The 19,464-nt window shown below is 44.5% G+C and carries 14 protein-coding genes and 3 tRNA genes; 6 read left to right on the plus strand and 11 right to left on the minus strand.

Features of this window, described 5'->3' with window-relative positions; genetic code table 11:
- Positions 1-122: 122 nt before the first annotated feature.
- The 8 genes from gspF to JMX82_RS10985 form a co-directional block, all read right to left on the minus strand.
- The gene (gene gspF, locus JMX82_RS10950) at positions 123-1,325 is read right to left on the minus strand and encodes a type II secretion system inner membrane protein GspF (RefSeq protein ID WP_201540568.1); all 1,203 of its coding nucleotides are present in this window, start codon (positions 1,323-1,325) and stop codon (positions 123-125) included.
- 81 nt (positions 1,326-1,406) lie between these two features.
- A complete protein-coding gene (locus JMX82_RS10955; RefSeq protein WP_201540569.1) occupies positions 1,407-2,474 on the minus strand; it encodes a hypothetical protein in 1,068 nt (355 codons plus the stop codon).
- Between the two features lie 291 nt (positions 2,475-2,765).
- Positions 2,766-3,701: an AraC family transcriptional regulator gene (locus tag JMX82_RS10960; RefSeq protein WP_045452534.1), complete on the minus strand. Its 936-nt coding sequence runs from the start codon at positions 3,699-3,701 to the stop codon at positions 2,766-2,768.
- 510 nt (positions 3,702-4,211) lie between these two features.
- A tRNA-His gene (locus JMX82_RS10965) sits at positions 4,212-4,287 on the minus strand.
- A 39-nt stretch (positions 4,288-4,326) separates the two neighbouring features.
- Positions 4,327-4,403, minus strand: a tRNA-Arg gene (locus tag JMX82_RS10970).
- Positions 4,404-4,499: 96 nt separating this feature from the next.
- A tRNA-Pro gene (locus JMX82_RS10975) sits at positions 4,500-4,576 on the minus strand.
- Between the two features lie 243 nt (positions 4,577-4,819).
- Positions 4,820-6,415, minus strand: coding sequence for an McrC family protein (locus JMX82_RS10980; protein ID WP_227676654.1), 1,596 nt, complete (start codon positions 6,413-6,415; stop codon positions 4,820-4,822).
- Positions 6,416-6,427: 12 nt separating this feature from the next.
- Positions 6,428-7,888: an McrB family protein gene (locus JMX82_RS10985; protein WP_201540570.1), complete on the minus strand. Its 1,461-nt coding sequence runs from the start codon at positions 7,886-7,888 to the stop codon at positions 6,428-6,430.
- Positions 7,889-8,235: 347 nt separating this feature from the next.
- Between JMX82_RS10985 and JMX82_RS10990 the strand changes: the two genes are divergently transcribed.
- Positions 8,236-8,937: a DUF4442 domain-containing protein gene (locus JMX82_RS10990; RefSeq protein WP_201540571.1), complete on the plus strand. Its 702-nt coding sequence runs from the start codon at positions 8,236-8,238 to the stop codon at positions 8,935-8,937.
- Between the two features lie 118 nt (positions 8,938-9,055).
- Positions 9,056-9,544 (plus strand): RidA family protein, encoded by a 489-nt coding sequence (locus tag JMX82_RS10995; protein WP_201540572.1) that lies wholly within the window; start codon positions 9,056-9,058, stop codon positions 9,542-9,544.
- Positions 9,545-9,737: 193 nt separating this feature from the next.
- Here the strand turns inward: JMX82_RS10995 and gspE are convergent, their stop codons facing one another.
- Positions 9,738-11,291, minus strand: a complete 1,554-nt coding sequence (gene gspE, locus JMX82_RS11000) for a type II secretion system ATPase GspE (protein ID WP_201540573.1) — start codon at positions 11,289-11,291, stop codon at positions 9,738-9,740.
- Positions 11,292-11,452: 161 nt separating this feature from the next.
- Here gspE and JMX82_RS11005 point away from each other — a divergent pair, with 161 nt between their 5' ends.
- Together JMX82_RS11005 and JMX82_RS11010 are read left to right on the plus strand one after the other, a co-directional pair.
- Complete coding sequence (locus tag JMX82_RS11005) at positions 11,453-12,277, plus strand: thiazole synthase (protein WP_087814573.1); 825 nt, start codon at positions 11,453-11,455, stop codon at positions 12,275-12,277.
- 113 nt (positions 12,278-12,390) lie between these two features.
- Complete coding sequence (locus tag JMX82_RS11010) at positions 12,391-13,830, plus strand: WS/DGAT/MGAT family O-acyltransferase (RefSeq protein ID WP_201540574.1); 1,440 nt, start codon at positions 12,391-12,393, stop codon at positions 13,828-13,830.
- Positions 13,831-13,883: 53 nt separating this feature from the next.
- On the opposite strand, the gene JMX82_RS11015 is transcribed toward JMX82_RS11010, so the two are convergent.
- Entirely contained in the window at positions 13,884-14,711 is an 828-nt protein-coding gene (locus tag JMX82_RS11015; RefSeq protein WP_045443417.1) for an inositol monophosphatase family protein, read from the minus strand.
- 346 nt (positions 14,712-15,057) lie between these two features.
- The gene (dxs, locus tag JMX82_RS11020; RefSeq protein ID WP_201540575.1) at positions 15,058-17,115 is read right to left on the minus strand and encodes a 1-deoxy-D-xylulose-5-phosphate synthase; all 2,058 of its coding nucleotides are present in this window, start codon (positions 17,113-17,115) and stop codon (positions 15,058-15,060) included.
- Between the two features lie 554 nt (positions 17,116-17,669).
- Between dxs and ribA the strand changes: the two genes are divergently transcribed.
- Together ribA and hemF are read left to right on the plus strand one after the other, a co-directional pair.
- Positions 17,670-18,341 carry a GTP cyclohydrolase II gene (gene ribA, locus JMX82_RS11025; RefSeq protein WP_201540576.1) on the plus strand — a complete coding sequence of 224 codons (672 nt, stop codon included), beginning with the start codon at positions 17,670-17,672 and terminating at the stop codon, positions 18,339-18,341.
- Between the two features lie 30 nt (positions 18,342-18,371).
- Entirely contained in the window at positions 18,372-19,379 is a 1,008-nt protein-coding gene (gene hemF / locus JMX82_RS11030) for an oxygen-dependent coproporphyrinogen oxidase (protein ID WP_201540577.1), read from the plus strand.
- The last annotated feature ends 85 nt before the right edge of the window (positions 19,380-19,464 follow it).

Genomic DNA, 19,464 nt, shown 5'->3' on the forward strand with positions numbered 1-19,464 from the left:
TGGCTCAGTCAACAATCTACAACAGTAAGCAAATCTTAAGAAAGCTAGCGTAATATTTAGTAAGATGGCTACAATAGAAATGTGAGCGGGAGGCACACAAGCTCAGAAGATTTGAGTGCTCATTATCCTGCCAGATCATTCATATTGACAATCGGCAGCATCACTGCCATCACGATAATCATGACTACCACGCCCATCAGCACTAGCATCAACGGCTCAAGTAGCGATAATAGGGTACTGATAAAGTTAGTGGCTTCCGCTTCCTGCATATTGGCGGCGCGGCTGAGCATATTTTCGAGCTCGCCTGAGTTTTCACCACTTTTAATCATTTGCACCATCATCGGCGGAAAGTAACTGGACTTTTCTAATTGACTCGATAAGCTTGAGCCTTCCGTCACCCTATCAGCCGCAGTGATGATGGTTTTTTGAATGTGTAAATTGGTCGTCACCGCCGCACCAATATGCAATGCCTCAATCAACGGCACCCCTGAGCGTACCAATATCGACAATGTACTGGCAAAACGTGCTGCATTCAGCCCTTTTGATAACCGCGCCAATATCGGTAGTCTTAGCACGATGCTGTCTATCGCTAACTTACCCGCTTGCATCTGCGCAAAACGATAAAACAAAAACGCTGTTCCGGCCAATACTAGCAGCATCAGCCACCACCACTGCGTAATAAGATTAGATAGGCTAAGAACAATTTGGGTAATGAGCGGCAATGCCTGTTCAGACTGCTCAAACACTTTGACAATTTTGGGCACCACAAAACTCATCAAGCCCATAATCACGCCAATTGCCATCACCATCAGCACAATCGGATAAACCATCGCGCCTTGGATTTTCTTTTGCAATGCAAAGCGGTTTTCGGTGTAATCTGCCAACTGGTTCAAGATTAAATCCAAGTGACCTGACTTTTCACCTGCCGCAATGGTCGCGATATATAGTGGTGGAAAACTGGCGGCTTGCTGCAATGCTCGCGCCAAGCTCAAACCTTCTAATACATGCGAGCGCACGGCAAGCATAAGTGATTTGATATGGGTTTTTGGTGATTGTTTGGCGACGGCGGCAAGCGTTTCCTCTAACGGAATACCCGCTGCCAATAATACCGATAATTGACGGGTCAGCAATGCTAACTCGTAAGCAGACGGTTTTTTATAGCGGTTTTTATTCTGGTTTTGTCTATCATTGACGGCACTGACTTCAACGGGCGTCCATTGTTTATCACGCAGCTGCTGGCGAACTTGTCGCGCAGAATCACCTTCGAGCAAGCCTTTTTGCACACTGCCATGGTCATCTAACGCTTTATAATGATAAGCGGGCATAGCAGCGAATATCCTAAAGTGGTCAATAATAAAAGGTAATAAACAAGGACTTATAAAGGAGGTCTATCGAGATTTAATGGCTTAAAAAAGCGGCGTAGAATCGCTACTGTCTGGCATCAAACCTTGCAATAACAAAACATCTAAGTGCTGCTGCTGCAGTTTTTTATCGAAGTCGTTGACCTCAGCAATGAGCATTCTCTCGATACGCTTGTCACTGGCAAAGACACTCAATCGTGCACAGATAACTGCCAATTGATAAATACGTTTTTTACAGTAGCCATCCAGCCCTTGTAGCAGTCTAACCATGTATGGCGTCTCAAGACTGGCGTAATCGTAATCAGCTATAACCTGCGAACCAAGTGCCGTAACACCATAGCTAATAGATAGATGGGCACAAAAATAACAGCTGAATAAGTAGCCAACGACATGTCCAATATAATAGCCGCGGTCATAGGTAAAACTACTCACGCCGAAGTGCCCAAGTACATAGCTATTTAGACTGCCTTGATCACGAATAGGCTTACTGCTCTTTAATTTGCCAACGGTGGCAAAGCATAGCGGATTTCGCCCATCTTGAGTAGTCAGTTGCCAACCTGCTGGCTGCTGAGCTGGCATATGACGGACAATATCAGCGATGATGTCATCGACCACATGCAGCTGCTGCCAAAGACGCTCTAATCCATCGGTATCCATCAAGCCGCGTTTATCAAGCTGCTGTGCCAGCAAGTATTGCTGATGTTCTGCGAATTGTGATTTGAGCGTTTGTACCAAATAAGTAGGTCGCGTGGCAGCGGATGCCATATATAATAATCGCGTACGCTCATGCTGAGTACGATACAGTGCCACACGCTGCTCGGCAATATTCATCTCGCTAGCAGCAGGCTGCTGCATCGCGCTATAGGTGTTAGATAACTCATCAGCTGCGGCTTTAACGACCTCTTTAACGACTATCTCTTTAACAACTGCCTCTTCAATATCTGGCAGCGTAAACAGTGCCAATAACATCGCTTTGTCAGGTGTGGCACCCGCCTTGTCTTTTTGACCATGCTTGACGTTGCTTAGATTCATATCGCTTTGTTTTTTAGCGGACACAGCTGAGCCTTGTTGGCTATTGGCTCCTGCGCGTGGCTTTGCGGTCGGTTCAGTCATAACATACCATCAGCAGCAAAAATAAATATCATTTAGAACAAACGATCTGACCACCATACAGTGACATATCTTACGCTAAAAACAAGCGTTTGCGCCTAAATGACTCATTATTCCATAGTACCTGAACACAAGCACATTGTCAGCTGTCCATCGTCAAAATACTCTCTATCAACACCTGTCAACCATAGACGAAATATCTTCATAAAAGTCTCATACTTCACTATGAGTAAACAAAAAAGCGTTAAGGGCCTAATGGCAACCTTAACGCTTTTTTGGTGTATTAACGATACGTTATGCGATGTTTTCTTGTTGATATTGTTGGCGATAGGCTTTTGGTGATACCCCATAAACGCGCTTGAATGCTTGACTGAAGGTCGAGTCTGAGGCATAGCCAACCAACTCACTGATACGGCCAATACTGTTTTGCTGCAAGCGTAGATAACGGGCCGCCAAGCGCAAGCGATAATCAATGAGATAGGTCAACGGCGGCATACCAACTGTATCTTTAAAGCGCTGCGCAAAGCTTGAGCGTGACATTCCTGCGACTTCAGCCAGCTTATGAATGGTCCAGTTTTGATTGGGCGCTTGATGCATCGCTGCTAACGCCTTGGTCAAAAACGGGTCTTTCATGGCTTTTAGCCAGTTTTCTGTGGCCTCAGGCAAACTTTCAATATAAACCCGCAAACATTCAATCATCATAATACTTGCCCAATGATTGATGATCGCGGTCTTGCCCATGCGCTCACGCTCAGCTTCTAAGGTCAGCAGCTTAATCTCGACATCAATGACCTCAAACCTACCGTCAGACTCATCGTTGATTTCAGGCAAAATCGCAGGCAGCACAGACAACAAAGGGCGTATCATTTCTTTGTCATACTTGCATTCAATCAATATCAAAGACGAGTTAGGATCACCATTACCATCGATATCAAGGGTGTTTTCCTTACAATGAGTCAGCAACTCATCTAGCGGTAGCGCATCGTCACCATTATGATCTAAGGCATAGCTCACATGCTTATGAGCACTGGGAATCATAATCATATCGCCGGCGTGCGCCTGTCGCAAACCATTGCCGACGTCGATACAAAAGCTTCCAGACATCACTAAATAAAACAAAATCGTATCTTGTCTAGTGATGGAATAGGACCAATTACCAGTCCCATTCAAACGATAATACTTGGTTTCAAACAAATGCACGTTTTGTAGCAATACGCTCAATGCGTCCATTAATCACTTCCTCAATAATATAAGATCCATAGCAGCGCATCTCAGACAAGCACTCACATCCCTACTACGGTCTTAGGCTTACTTAATCTATTAAATATATTTTTTAACTGACTTTCTTAACACTCGTATCATCTGCAATGGATCAATTCTTAATGGATGACCTAATATATCAACGGGCTCTAAAACCTTATCATGATGCATCACTAAAAGCGTTGCCTTTGTTATTCTATATAAAGGCTGTTAAAGAATAACAAAGCAGGTTTAAGGCACGTACAGAGATAGCGAGCGTCTAAAAAGAGAACCTATAATAAAAATAAATAAGACAAAAGGCCAGTAAACCAATACAGAATCAAAGGGCTGATGAGTCTACAAATTTTAATCGCAGGGGGTAAGATAAGTTAAAACCAATCATACAGGCACAAAAAAAAGCCAAACATGGCAAGTATTATTATCTAGAATAAGGTTTTTATAATGAGGTAGAACAAGAAGAGGATAATGCAGAATAAAATATGGGGCGACTGATGGGACTCGAACCCACGACAACCGAGATCACAACCCGGGGCTCTACCAACTGAGCTACAACCGCCATAACTATTGCCTGATGAGGCAAGATTTGCAGGCTAAATGGTGCGCCTGGCAGGATTCGAACCTGCGGCCACCTCCTTAGAAGGGAGATGCTCTATCCAGCTGAGCTACAGGCGCTCTTAGAGGACTTTTATATACTAAAGCAAGTTTTAAATATATCAGAAACTAAACCATTATACATAAAAAAAAGCCTGTAAGGCTCTTAAAAATAGATGGTCGGAGTGATAGGATTCGAACCTACGACCCTCTGGTCCCAAACCAGATGCGCTACCAAACTGCGCCACACTCCGAAATTTCTATTATCACGATAGTTTGTTGATTAACTCGTTGTTGGCAATGCCACCAACTTGTTAACGTTCCTTGCTATCGAGGTGCACATATTAAGGGGAAAAGCCGATGGTGTCAACACCTATTTTTAATTAATTTAAAAAAACTGCTAAATTACTTAAAAAACGCTCATTTATCATAAAAACCACTATGACAAATCCTTTTCTCCACGATGCTAAGTGCTACTTACTCATCGACAGCGCTCATTATACTCTATTCCAATCAGGAAGCAAGCTGCCGTTTATCGTACCAGTAAGAACATTGAATGGTACGAGCCACAATGGCGCAGGAATTACTTTTTCACCAGCAACATTATGGTTATTATCATGGTTGTTGGGGCCATCAGTATTTTTATAATCATGCACTTGTTGGCTGAGCGCAACTGGTAACCGCTCATTATCTTGTACTGGATAAACCAGCCACACCTGCCCTGCTTGATAGGCCTGAGCGTAACTCATCAATTGATAAGCATCGCTGGCACTAATGCTGGCTGTCTGCGATAAATGCTTCCATTTAATATCGATGACATGGCTATAGTGACCTTTTTCTCTAGCTTCAATAACCGCAGTGCCATTCTGATTGTGACAATTATCATTAGCATTAGTTTTATATATGAGCAAATCAGGTCGTATAGACAGACATGCGCGCCCTTCTGCATCCGTTAGCCAGATACTTTGCGTTTGATATAACGGCTGATATTGTTGACTCACTTGCTGAAACATCGAGGCAATGCGCAGGCTTGCCCATTGCTCAAAGGCTTGATTCATATCTATCAGCAAGCATAAACGCGGAGAGGACAGATTTTGCCTAGATGGTTTATTTGGCGCAATACCATTACCTGTTGCCACATTGGACTGCATTAGTAACCAATAAGCCATATCTAACAACTGCTGAGCAGCCTGTAGTTGCGGTGCTCGAAGCGGTTGCACGGCTAACTGACGCTTTGCTTGCGTGTATATCGACTCTAACTGTGTCAGCTCTTGATAACTCAACGCCGCTACTCGCTGCCAAGCCTGCAAAAATTTAGGCGCATCTGCTTTCGATAGCGTTGATTGAAAAAATAAAGGCGTCATCAAAACCAATGTGCTCTTAATCAGGCGATTACCTAGCATGTCTTGGCTCAGTATACTGCTCTCACAGACAAACTTATGCGGCTGCATGCTATTGTGGCGCAATTGTTCTTTGATGAGCAGTCGACCTTGTAGCGATGCTTGATTGTCGACCTGCGTCTGATAGTGTTTGCTTGGTCGATAATGAGCCAGCCGCTGCAAAAACTGCGTGATAAGCCAATCTGATAATGGCAGTACGTCTATCGATAGCAGCGACAATTGACTGCTAAATTGACCTAGATTTTTCGTATTGGGTAACTTGTTTTTGGCATGACTGCTATTGGTCAAATCCGATAGCATGCCCTGCACCCATTGGCGAGCTTGCCTGATATCGGGGCGATGACTAGCATGACGACGACTGGCATTCTGTGAAAGGTATGATTGCTGCGCGACTTGATCGCTAGAAGTTTTTGCCGCAAGTTTGGGTAATATCTCAAGCGTCATGCCGCTAGGCAGTAAAATAACCCCTATATAATGTCCGACTTTTAACTGCCATTGTCCCTGTCTGTGCTTAATGCTAAAGACCGCAAACTCCTGCGCCATCAACCAATGGAAATCAGATACCCGTAAGAAGTCATGCGCTGTTAGACGCTGGTGTTCAAACACAGTGATGGTATTTACATCAAGCGCATTAACGTTGGCACTGTCAATATTATTGGCTATGACTTCATGACTGAAGCTATTATTTATCAACGCTGAGCACCTTTATGGATATAAACGTTGATAGACAGTCGGTTTGGCAAATTCACCTACCCTCGCGATGAGGTCGGTATTTATCCTATAGCCAGCTGTGCTCATAGACTGACCGAAAAATGCATTTTGACCAGTAAACAGCGGATTTTGACTACTAGCATTTACTTGGTCATTCACACTGTCATTAATGGATGTATGACTATCATGAATAAACTGCGCGCGCAGTGGCTGCTGCTCGTCTCTAAAGATATATTGCAAAGTACCCTCTTGCCCACCCGTCGCTTGCATTAACTGCGGAATGATTTGTTCAACCAACGCCGCTTGCAATTGTCCAAGATCCGTCACTGACCATAAAAAAGCATGACCCAATTGCGCTTCCATTCCCACTGTTTGCGTAATGCGATTATTCAAACCGGCTAATAGCTTTGCCAAATCTACCGTCGCTGCTGGACTGTCAGTTTCTGATTTTTGGGGCACATGAATGATGGGTAATAATTCTGGTTGCGGTGGACATTCGATAAAACGAAAGCGCCGACGTAATGCCATATCAAGTGGTGCTAACGAGTGATCTTGGGTGTTCATCGTGGCATAAATATCGATGTTGGCAGGGATGCTAAAAGCCCGTCCAGAATAGGCCAAATGAACAGTCATCGCATTTGTCATGCCAGCCCGTTTGTCTGGCTCAATTAGACTGAGTAGCTCGCCAAATACTCGTGACACGTTGGCGCGATTGATCTCATCAATTAAGATGGCATAACACTGCTCTGGATCATTTGCTGCCCGTTGACACAATTTTAAGAATGCACCATCTTGAATGGCGTAACTCATTTGAGATGAGCTACTCGTTGCATGATTAGACGCTACCATGACAGGACGAATGCCTTCGACAAACTCTTCATAGCCATACGCTTGATGGAAGCTGACCATGGTAAAACGCTGCTGGCTAAAACCTTGATTTGGGTTTGCTTGGCTTTGGTTGACACTGTTATCGCGCTGCGCTTGCTGAAATTCGGCAAGTTGCTGCGATAGCTCTGTTAATAACTCAAAGCTTTCTGGCAGCAAATACCACGCACCACCCTCATCTTTATCAAAATAGGCTTGGCTGGCACGGTTTTTATAAGTCACAGTTTTTGAATTGGTAGGGCTATGCATTTGAAGAACAGACCAAGCCGTATTGCTTAAGTTTTTTTCGCGTGCATTCTGTGCCGCTTTCGCGACAAAAAATGCATGATTGACGATTTCAGGCACTTTTACCAAGTCTTGGTGTTTAGATTGAAAATCCAAAAGTACCAAGCATACGATTTCACGCCAGCTAAGCTCTTGCAATAGCTGCCCCAACAAATCTGCCTCATCGGCTCTCGGCAGATAGTCGGTATATCGCTTAGCAATTTGTAACAGTCGATAGGTTTTTCCCGTACCAGCAACGCCTGTATAAATGATATTGGTCGGCGCATGAATTGACGTGTCAGGCATAGCTTCATCCAGCATAGAAAAAAGGAAATAAGAAAAATAATCAATAAGATACGCTAAACTGTCATCATTATAGCGTGGCTGTCTTTATGGCATCTAGCAGCACTGTTTATGAAAGCATCTGAGTGATACGATATTGCGTTGAGCGATAGCATTCCTAGCATCTAGGGTATCATGACGTTAGCCCTATTTTATAAGCGCAGCAGTTCATGCTAATAATAGTAGGCAGACGGCGGTTAATGTACCATAGTAAGCATGGCAGCTTGCACAATAGGCATCCTATCAGCTGCTATGATGAAATATATAACACTCAAAGCGTCATTTAATCTATCTACATTAAGGAATTTTGTATGTCAGGATTATTAAAAAAACTCCCTAGCAAGCTAACCAATAAATTGCCAGCCAAAACCTCTGACAGCACAAGATCGCCCGTCGAAAAACCCAACAGCTCGCTCAAGCCCATCAGCAATCAATTCACCAAACTGTTATCTGTTACCAAGTATTTACCTGCCAGCGCACGCTCGAGCATCTTATCCAAAGCCTTTGGTAAAGTGGTGCCATATGTGGGCACAACGGGCGTCTATTATGAAACGGTCGAACCCAACCAAGTCGTGGTGAGCTTAAACAACACCAAAGCAGTGCAAAATCATATTGGCTCTATTCATGCGGTCGCCATTACCTTACTTGCCGAAACAGCAACCGGTTTTATTCTGGGTTTAAACCTACCCTCTGACCGCGTACTATTAATTAAATCATACTCGGTTAATTTTTATCGCCCGATTAAAAAAGGCCAAATTGCAGCAGTGGCATCTTTATCGGATGAGCAGCGCTTAGATATCCTAAATACACCAAAAGGTGAAATGGTGATTCCGTGCGTCATTCATGACCGTGAGTCTGACAGTGATCGTGACCCTATCGTGGTTGAGATGACATGGGCTTGGATTCCTAAGTCTGAATTAGAAGCCCGCCGTCAAGGCAAAAGTAGCGAAAAGCCGCTAGAAGCTGACACTGAATCTAAAACAGAAGTCGAAGCTGAGCAAAACGACCAATAACTGGTTAAGCATAAGTAAGACATAATGTGTCATCTAGTGTGATGAGACATTATGTTTGTTAAACTTGTATAGTGAATTTAAAAAAATTGTGAAAAAAACGTATAATAAGGAGACAGCGATGTCCAAGATTACCCATAAATTGACTGCCCATTTAACTAAGGCGTTGCTCGTGGGCGCGTGCTCACTAGGCCTTGCTATGACAGCGAAAGCGGCGCCAATGGCAAATACCGCAAGTGTGACTAAATCTAGCCCTGTGTTTCTTGGTGATGGTGGTAATTATCCTTTTTCAGAAGCAGTACGGGTGGGCGATACGCTATACATGTCTGGACAAATTGGTTTTAAAGATGGCAAATTGGTCAAAGGTGGCGTCAAAGCCGAAGCCAAGCAAGCATTGGATAATATTAATGAAACCTTGTTAAAATACGGCTATCAAAAATCAGACATCGTCAAATGTATGGCGATGCTGACAGACATGGACGACTTTGACGATTTTAATAAAGTCTATAAAGCGGAATTGGCCAAACCTTATCCGGTACGTTCAGCCTTTGGCGTCGCTGAATTGGCGGCGGGTGCCAGCGTTGAAGTTGAATGTATCGCTGCAAAATAATAGCGATGTCACACGTTAAACTATTCAAAGCACTGAAGTATTCAAAGCACTGAAGTATTCAAAGCACTAAAGTATTCAAAGCAGTAAAGAATGACCATCAAATAACTGGCTACCATAGCCAGTTATCTTTTATCTGCTATACAAACCCTTTGGCTGAGGTAGATTAAACAATCACCAATGCACTCTAGGCACTTTATACAAGTATCGTGTCATCAGCTAAGGCACTCTCTTTCGTCACTCGTAGCACTTCCTCTAACGTCGTACGACCTGCAATGACTTTATGCAACCCATCCGCACGAATCGACGGTGTCTGCTGACGTGCGTACTCTTCTAGCTCATACTCGGCGGTATTACTATGAATCATACGGCGCAAGGTATCATCAACCGGCACCACTTCGTATATCGCCGTCCGTCCTTTAAACCCTGATTGATTGCATTTGTCGCAGCCAACTGGTCTGGGTAGATTGATAGGTGTAGTTGTTAAATTTTCAGCACCATTCTCTGAGACTGGCACAATACCAATTTCAGTAAATAATTTGGCTTGCTCACTATCAGCAGCCTGCCAACCATGACAATGCGGGCATAACGTACGCACCAAGCGCTGGGCGACGACACCAATTAGCGATGACGATAATAAAAATGGCTCAACACCCATATCTTGCAGACGCGTGACGGCACCAATAGCGGTGTTGGTGTGCAAAGTTGATAAAACCAAATGTCCTGTCAAAGATGCTTGTACAGCAATCTCTGCCGTTTCTAAATCGCGAATCTCACCAACCATGACTACGTCTGGATCTTGGCGTAACATTGCACGTAAACTTTTGGCAAAAGTCATATCGACTTTATTATTAACCTGCGTTTGCCCAATGCCATCGAGCTGAAACTCAATCGGATCTTCAGCGGTCAAGATATTACGGGTTTGGTCATTGAGATCGGTCAGTGCTGAATATAGCGTCGTGGTTTTCCCTGAACCTGTCGGCCCTGTCACCAAAATAATGCCGTGTGGGCGATGGATCAAGCGTTTTAGCTCGCTATAATCATTATCAGACAGCCCTAAATACGTCATATTCAGGCGACCTGCTTGCTTATCTAATAGACGCATGACCACGCGTTCACCAAAGCTCGATGGCAATGTCGATACCCGCACATCAACCTCACGCCCTGCCAGCCGTAAGCTGATACGTCCATCTTGTGGCACACGCTTCTCGGCAATATCGAGCTTGGCCATGACCTTGATACGTGACACCAATAATGGCGCTAATTGGCGTTTTGGCGTAATGATTTCTTTTAATTCACCGTCAACACGAAAGCGAACGACCAAGCGTTTTTCAAAGGTTTCAATATGGATGTCTGAGGCGCTTAAACGTATCGCTTCGGACAACAATGCATTGATGAGACGAATGATAGGTGCATCATCTTGCTGATCCATCAGATCTTCAGTTTCAGGGACACTATCTGCCAAACTATCAAGATCAGGATGGTCTTCGAGCCCAGCGGCAATATGTTGCGACTCACCAGTATTGCCTGCATAAGCGGCGTTCATGCGCTTTTCAAAGTCATCGGCGCTGATGCTTTCATAATTAGGCACACCGCGCACGCCCTGCTGCTGCAAAAACCGCACTGCCTCATTAATCGCCGATAATGGCGTGGCTTTGGTCAGCACCAAAGTCGCTGGCAGCTCAGGATCAATGGCAAGTATGGCCAAAATTTGATGGCGTTTCGCAAAACTGTACGGCAGTTGCATCATAAAAGCGACCTGATAGATAAAAATAAACTAAGAAAGAAACTCGTGTCAAAGCGTGGCAAACGTATTATGCTTAACTGGCTAAACCAAAAAAGACTGCAAGTAAGATTGCATGATTTTGTTATAATAGCATTTTGTTTTACTCGCCATTAGGATTTTCAGTTATGTCAGAGAACACAAGCACTGCTACTCATCCGACGCCCCTTTTACAAGACACTTTTACGGTCGGGAGTCGTACTTTTTCTTCTCGCCTGTTGGTCGGTACGGGCAAGTATAAGGATATGACTGAAACGGGCGCCGCCATTGGCGCGTCGGCAGCAGAGATTGTCACTGTTGCTATTCGTCGTACCAATATTGGTCAAAACAGCAATGAGCCCAATCTACTTGATGTGATTTCCCCCGATAAATACACCATTTTACCCAACACTGCTGGTTGTTTCGATGCCGAGACTGCCATTCGTACCTGTAAGCTTGCTCGCGAGCTGTTAGGCGGGCATAATTTGGTTAAGCTTGAAGTATTGGGCGATGAAAAAACCCTCTACCCGAATGTGATGGAAACGCTAAAAGCTGCCAAAGTATTGATTGATGATGGCTTTGAAGTGATGGTTTATACCTCAGATGACCCTATCGTCGCTCAAGAATTAGAAAGTATGGGCTGTGTGGCAATTATGCCACTTGGTAGCTTGATTGGTTCAGGTCTTGGTTTGCTGAATCGTCACACCCTCAGTCTTATTATCGAGAATGCCAAAGTACCGGTATTGGTCGATGCAGGCGTTGGCACGGCCTCTGATGCAGCGCTGGCCATGGAGCTTGGCTGTGATGGCGTCCTGATGAATTCGGCGATTGCCAATGCGCAAAACCCAGTCATGATGGCCCATGCCATGAAGCATGCCATCTGGGCAGGGCGCGCGGCGTTTTTGGCGGGTCGTATGCCAATGCGCAAAATGGCGACTGCCAGCTCACCGCAAACAGGATACTTTTTTCAATAGCTTTTAAATTTAATGACTATTATTAAATTCATAGTATTTAATAAAAAGTCAGCTATAAAATAATAATAAAAGAAGTAACTCTTACTCAACTTATCGTCATAAAAGGATTTATTATGCGGCTTCTCACAGCAGTCGACCAGTTGTTTTTACTTCTTGAGTCGCGTAAACAGCCCATGCATGTTGGAGGTCTATTCCTATTCGAATTGCCAGAGAATGCGGGTAGCGGTTTTGTTTGCCAATTGGTCAAACAAATGCAAGATTCTGATGTGTCACCTACCTTTCCTTTTAACCAAGTGCTTGAGCATTTGGCTTTTTGGAAAAAGGACAAGCATTTTGATGTTGAGCATCACCTGCATCATGTTGCCTTACCAAAGCCTGCACGGGTTCGCGAGTTATTGATGTATGTTTCAAGAGAACATGGTCGGCTGTTGGATCGTGCCATGCCATTGTGGGAATGTCATGTGATTGAGGGTATTCAACCAGAAAACGAAGGCGACCCTGAGCGTTTTGCCCTATATTTCAAAATTCACCATTCGTTGGTTGATGGCATTGCTGCCATGCGCCTTGTCAAAAAATCATTATCACAATCGCCCACTGAGCCAGTAACGCTACCGATTTGGTCATTAATGGCACGTCATCGCAATCAAGTCGATGCGATTTTACCCAAAGAGCGCTCCGCATTACGCATCATTAAAGAGCAAATATCTACCATTAAGCCTGTATTTACCGAATTACTGGATAATTTGAAAAATTACGGTGATGACAGCTATGTCGGTACTTTTGATGCGCCGATGAGTGTGCTTAATAAACGCATCTCAGCATCACGGCGCATAGCCGCACAGTCTTATGATATTCAGCGTTTTAATGATATTGCTGAGCGACTAAATATCAGTAAAAACGATGTGGTTCTGGCGGTATGTGCGGGTGCCATTCGTCGTTACCTCATATCCATGGATGCGCTGCCTAGCAAGCCACTCATTGCTTTTGTACCGATGTCGCTACGTACGGATGACAGTGTGGCAGGCAATCAATTATCCTTTGTACTGGCCAATTTGGGCACGCATTTAGATGATCCTTTGAGCCGAATCAAACTGATTCATCGCAGTATGAATAACGGCAAACGCCGCTTTCGACGCATGAATCAAGCCCAAGTGATTAACTACAGCGTGATTGCCTATGCTTGGGAAGGTATCAATTTAGCGACCAGTCTATTTCCCAAAAAGCAGGCGTTTAACCTGATTATCTCTAATGTACCTGGTTCTGAAAAACCGCTATATTGGAATGGTGCACGTTTACAATCGTTGTACCCTGCTTCTATTGTCTTCAATGGTCAAGCAATGAATATCACCCTTGCTAGTTATCTAGATAAGATTGAATTTGGGATTACGGCTTGTAGTAAGGCACTACCACATGTACAAGAAATGCTGACGCTTATTGAAGAAGAGTTGCAACTGTTGGAAACTATTAGTAAAGCGCTTAAGTTCCAAGGCATTACGGTTGAAGATAAAAGTGGCTATAAGAATAATGGTAAAACAAAAAAGCTGGCTCCATAATGGAACCAGCTTTTTAGTGTTAAGTTGTCTTAATAATTATGCTTAAGTGGTGCTTAAAATGCATCACCCCACGTTGGGACAACCACTTGCATCAATGGCTTCAATAACTTAATGTTACAGGCGAAAATAGAGCCTGAAGTCATTGAGTTGTGTGCGCCTGTATGGTCAACCACCACGCCACGTGCTTCGGTCACGATAAGCTCACCTGCCGCGATATCCCAAGGCTTAATTGACATCTCAAAATAACCATCAAAACGACCAGCAGCGACATAACATAAATCAAGCGCAGCTGAGCCTAAACGACGAACTTGACCGCCTGCTTCAGAGATTTTCTGTAAGCTTTCAAAATGCTGCTTGGCATAAGAAATGATTTCGCCATTGCGCTTACGCTCAAGCGGATGACCAGTGGTAAATAGACCGCCATCAATCGTTTTGCGCTCGCTCACTTGCATACGGCGATTGTTCAAGCGCGCGCCTTTACCACGGCTAGCAGAGAACATCTCATCACGGACAGGATCATAGATCACGCCATGTTGGGTTACGCCTTTATGCTGTACGGCGATAGACACACAAAACTGCGGCACACCATGGACGAAGTTTTTGGTGCCATCTAGCGGATCAATAATCCAGCACCAGTCCGCATCTTCACCGCGACCTTCTTGCATACCAAACTCTTCACCCAAGTACGAGTGATTTGGATAGCTGGCTTTTAGGGTTTCAATCGTCAGCTCTTCGCTAAAGCGATCAATACGGGTAACCAATCCATCAAGCCCTTTTGACTCAATATCCAACTCGATTTTATGGCGGTTTTGATGCGCATATAAAATCTCTTTACCAACTTTTTCAGCAGTACGTGCTGCGATGACGACCATGGGTTCCATAAATAACCTATTTGCTTGATGAATGAATGTCAAAAATAAGACGAACTCTGTGCCCACAACATGCCAATCAGCCGCTGCATCACACTGTATTTATACGATTAAAAAAATGCGCCATTTAAAAGCGATGATCGCATTATACTAAAATTGTTCGATAAAAAACGAAAAAAACCATGACGTTCGCCAAACCAACCCAAATTTTGGTGGTCATCACAAACTGCGTAAGTTGTAAAAAAGTCAGCACCTACGACTAAGTAGGCGTTCGCTCTATCGATCGAGCTTTTATCTATTTAACCAATATTCTGTCCAAATGACAGTTTAAAAACTTAAAAACGTTCAAAGGTATAACTTACGACAGAAGCTTTTCAAGCTGCTTTACCACACCATTAACATCTAAACCACAATCAGCCATTTGCTCTGCTTGTGAGCCATGGGCGACAAAGCGATCTGGAATGCCGATATTAATAACGGCAGGATGGTTGTTTTTAAAGGCTGGCGATTCGTTAAGCAAATACTCATTTACCGCACTGCCCGCGCCGCCCATAATCATGTGCTCTTCCAAAGTCGCAATGTGTGTAATACCTTGCTCTAACAACTTTTCTAATAATGCCGTGTCTAAAGGTTTTACCCAGCGCATATTAATGACATGTACCTGACAGTCTGATTCTATATTATTGTCAATTAGGCTTTCTGCCGCTTGCTGAGCCGTCGCAACCATGGTGCCAAATGCGAGTAGCGCCAGCTTTTTAGGCGCATCCTCACTACCTAATACCGACTCTACCACTGCCTCGCCAACGTTATAAGTCTGTGCTGGCAATGCAATAACTGCGCCAGTACCGACACCGCGCGGATAGCGTACTGCCGTACAGCCTTGGTATTCATAACACGTATTAAGCAGATGGTAACATTCGTTTTCGTCTTTTGGCGCGGCAATCAGCATATTGGGCACGCAGCGTAAAAAGGCAAAATCGAATACGCCTGCATGCGTTGCGCCGTCTTCACCGACTAGGCCAGCACGATCAATAGCAAACATCACATCAAGGTTTTGCAAAGCCACATCATGGATAAGTTGATCGTAGCCACGCTGCAAAAAGGTTGAATAAATCGCGACGATAGGTTTGACGCCTTGGGTTGCCATACCAGCAGCCAGTGTGACTGCGTGTTGCTCGGCAATGGCTACATCAAAAAAACGCTCCGGAAATTGACGGGCAAAATCAATCATCCCCGAGCCTTCTTCCATAGCAGGTGTGACGGCAAGCAGCTTATCGTCTGCGACTGCTTTGTCACATAAGAATTGCCCAAATACTTGCGAGTATTTTAATGCAGGTTTGGTGTTGGGCAATGATTTTTCTGTGGCGACAGCCTGAGTATCATTCTTGATTTCGACAGGGAGCTTGCTGATAGCATGATAGCCGACGGGATCTAACTCAGCTGGGGCAAAACCTTTTCCTTTGGTGGTATAAATATGGACTAAAACAGGCCCTTTTATCTGCTTGGCAAGTGACAATACTCGCAGTAGCTCAGGGATATTATGACCATCAAACGGACCAAAGTAGGTAAAACCAATCGCTTTAAATAAATTGTCTTCTAACTGCGGCACATCGCGCATCTCTTTGTGACGCTTACGGCGATCAAAGCCTTGCATATCAGGGCGCTGGCATAGTACTGGCTCGCCTGCATCAGAGATATCAACCTGATACCCTGACTCCCACAGCATCGCTAAATGCCGTGAAAAACCACCGATAGAACAAGAGATCGACATGTCATTGTCATTTAAAATGACCAATAAATCCGCATCTTGTTGCACCGCATCATTCATCGCTTCAAACGCCATACCACCGGTCATTGCACCATCACCAATGATACAAGCAACGGTTTGCGCGCGACCTTGATAACGCAGTGCTAAGCTCATGCCTAGACCAGCTGAGATTGACGTCGATGAATGACCAACGCCAAAGGTATCGTAAACGGATTCTGCACGCTCAGGAAAAGCAGTCAAACCATCTTTTGAGCGAATCGTCGCCAACTGGTCACGGCGACCCGTCAAGACTTTATGAGCATAGGCTTGATGACCCACGTCCCAAACGATTTGATCTTGCGGCGTATCTAGTAGGTAATGCAGCGCGATGGTCAATTCAACCACGCCCAAATTAGCACCAAAATGCCCACCGCTTTGACCTACTGAATACAATAGAAATAGCCGCAGCTCATCAGCCAAGGTGATAAGTTGAGCGGTTGTCAGGGCATTAAGATCAGCTGGCGCTGCAATGCTATCCAGCAAAGGCGTATCAGGACGGACGCGTGGAATCACAGTATAAGTCTGCTGTAAATTCGACAGCTGGGCAGCAGAATCGACAGCTGGCATAGATACGGACTGAGACTGTGGGGAATGAGGTGACTGCTGCATAAACCGTACGATACCTACCAATCTGCTGACAAGACAGCCTCTTAGTGCATAATGCTACCTAAGTGACGTCAATAATATCTACACCATTATTGGTGTAATCGACCATATAACTGTTCATAAATTTATTCAGGCAGCCTCTATGTCTTTATATAAACATATAGAAGCTTCGCCGAATAGCACATACGCTGCCGTCATAGACAGCGATGGAGCTTTGCTTTGACGCTTTTATAACAAGGGATAATATTATGCCTTATTATTCTGCATCAATATCGGATGTTAGTGACGACATAGTAATGTAAGGGCAAAGACTTGTCACTGTATCCGTCAAAATAGTATGGCATAATAGCATTTATTTTTAATTGTCGCTTTAATCATCGTGCGTCGTTTGTGAACTTTGTGTGTTTTTATAATAAAGACAATCAGCATGCACTCTTTACGAATGAATTATACTGGCATTATCCTACTTTCATCATGCAGCTAGGATGTCATCGCTGTTTTAATATGGTTAAAAAAGACCCTCTACCGCCACGCTTATCGGCTTATGCAGGACGTTAATGTCATATCAATTTATTACCAGTGCCAAACTACCTACTCGTCACGGCGAGTTTGATATTCATATCTTTGAAAACAACGAAGGTCAAGAGCATGTGATGCTGACTGTTGGTCTGCCTGTCGTCGATCAACATACGGCGGACAACTCACCGAGTCAAACGGACGCCACGCGAGCAGAAAAAACCATTCCATTGATTCGTATTCATTCAGAATGCTTGACGGGCGATGCTTTTAGCTCATTAAAATGTGACTGTGGGCCGCAGCTCAACACGGCGATGCAAGCAATACAAGAGACTGGCTGCGGGGCTATATTATACTTGCGCCAAGAAGGTCGCGGTATTGGTCTGACCAATAAGATTCGCGCTTACGCCCTGCAAGACCAAGGTCATGATACTTTAGATGCCAACCTCATGTTGGGCTTACCCGCTGATGCGCGCATTTATGATATGTGCGGCCCGATGCTCGCTCATATCGGTGTTGACGCCGTCAGACTCATCACCAACAATCCAGACAAAGTGGCTTATCTAACCGAGCACGGTATTAATGTCGTGGAACGCGTGCCTTTATTGGTTGGGGTAAATGATATGAATGCTGAATATTTAGCGACCAAGCGCGACCGCATGGGTCATTTGTTAGATAAAGATTTCAATACCGCGTTACATCTTAATAAATAGACATCAATACACTAAATAAATAGATATTTTATGAGTATTTCAAATACAGATAATAAGACAGAGCTATCAGCGGCAAACTTAACAGTGCCAGCCAATAACGACATCATGCGTGTGCGTGAGTTTTTGGTCGATTTGCAGGCTCGTATCTGTCAAGCCTTAGAAGCGCAAGAACGCGATGGCAGCAGTGATAGCCAAACGTCGGCGGTCTTTATTCCTGATGACTGGGAACGTCCTGAAGGCGGCGGCGGTCGCTCGTGTGTCCTAGCAGATGGTGAGGTAATTGAAAAAGCAGGTGTGATGTTCAGTCATATTCACGTGCATAACTTGCCTGCTTCAGCTACTGCACGCCATCCCCATATCGCTGGTCGTAAAGCCCAAGCCATGGGTGTCTCATTGGTTGTCCATCCCAAAAACCCGAACGTCCCAACCAGCCATGCCAATGTGCGTTTATTCGTTGCTGAAGCTGAAGGCGAAGACCCTATCTGGTGGTTTGGTGGTGGTTTTGATTTGACGCCATTTTATCCCGTACTCGCTGATTGCGTGCATTGGCATCAAGTCTGTCATGACCTGTGCGCGCCTTTTGGTGACAGCGTCTACCCTGATTTCAAGCAATGGTGTGATGAGTATTTTCACCTACGTCATCGTGATGAGCAGCGCGGTATTGGCGGCTTATTTTATGATGATGTCAATACAGAAAGTCGCGGCTGGGACTTTGAAACCTGCTTTAATTTTATGAAGGCGGTCGGCAACGGTTATCTTGACGGTATCATGCCCATCTTTGAGCAGCGTAAAGATACCCCTTATACCGAGGCACAGCGCGAATTTCAACTTTATCGCCGTGGTCGCTATGTTGAGTACAACCTTGTTTATGACCGCGGCACTTTATTTGGACTACAAAGCAATGGTCGTATCGAGTCTATCTTAGTCAGTATGCCGCCGCTTGCCAGCTGGCATTATCGCTTTGAGCCGATTGAAGGCTCGCCTGAGTTTGCATTGACCGATTTTTATCTGAAACCACGCGATTGGTTGACTCTATAGTTTGTGTGAATATAATAAAGGCTAAGGTACTTGTTAGCTTGTCTTTAGAGAGTATCAAGAAGGTCAGCTATCCATGCTGACCTTC

It is taken from the genome of Psychrobacter sp. 1044 (assembly GCF_904846525.1).
GTDB lineage: Bacteria > Pseudomonadota > Gammaproteobacteria > Pseudomonadales > Moraxellaceae > Psychrobacter.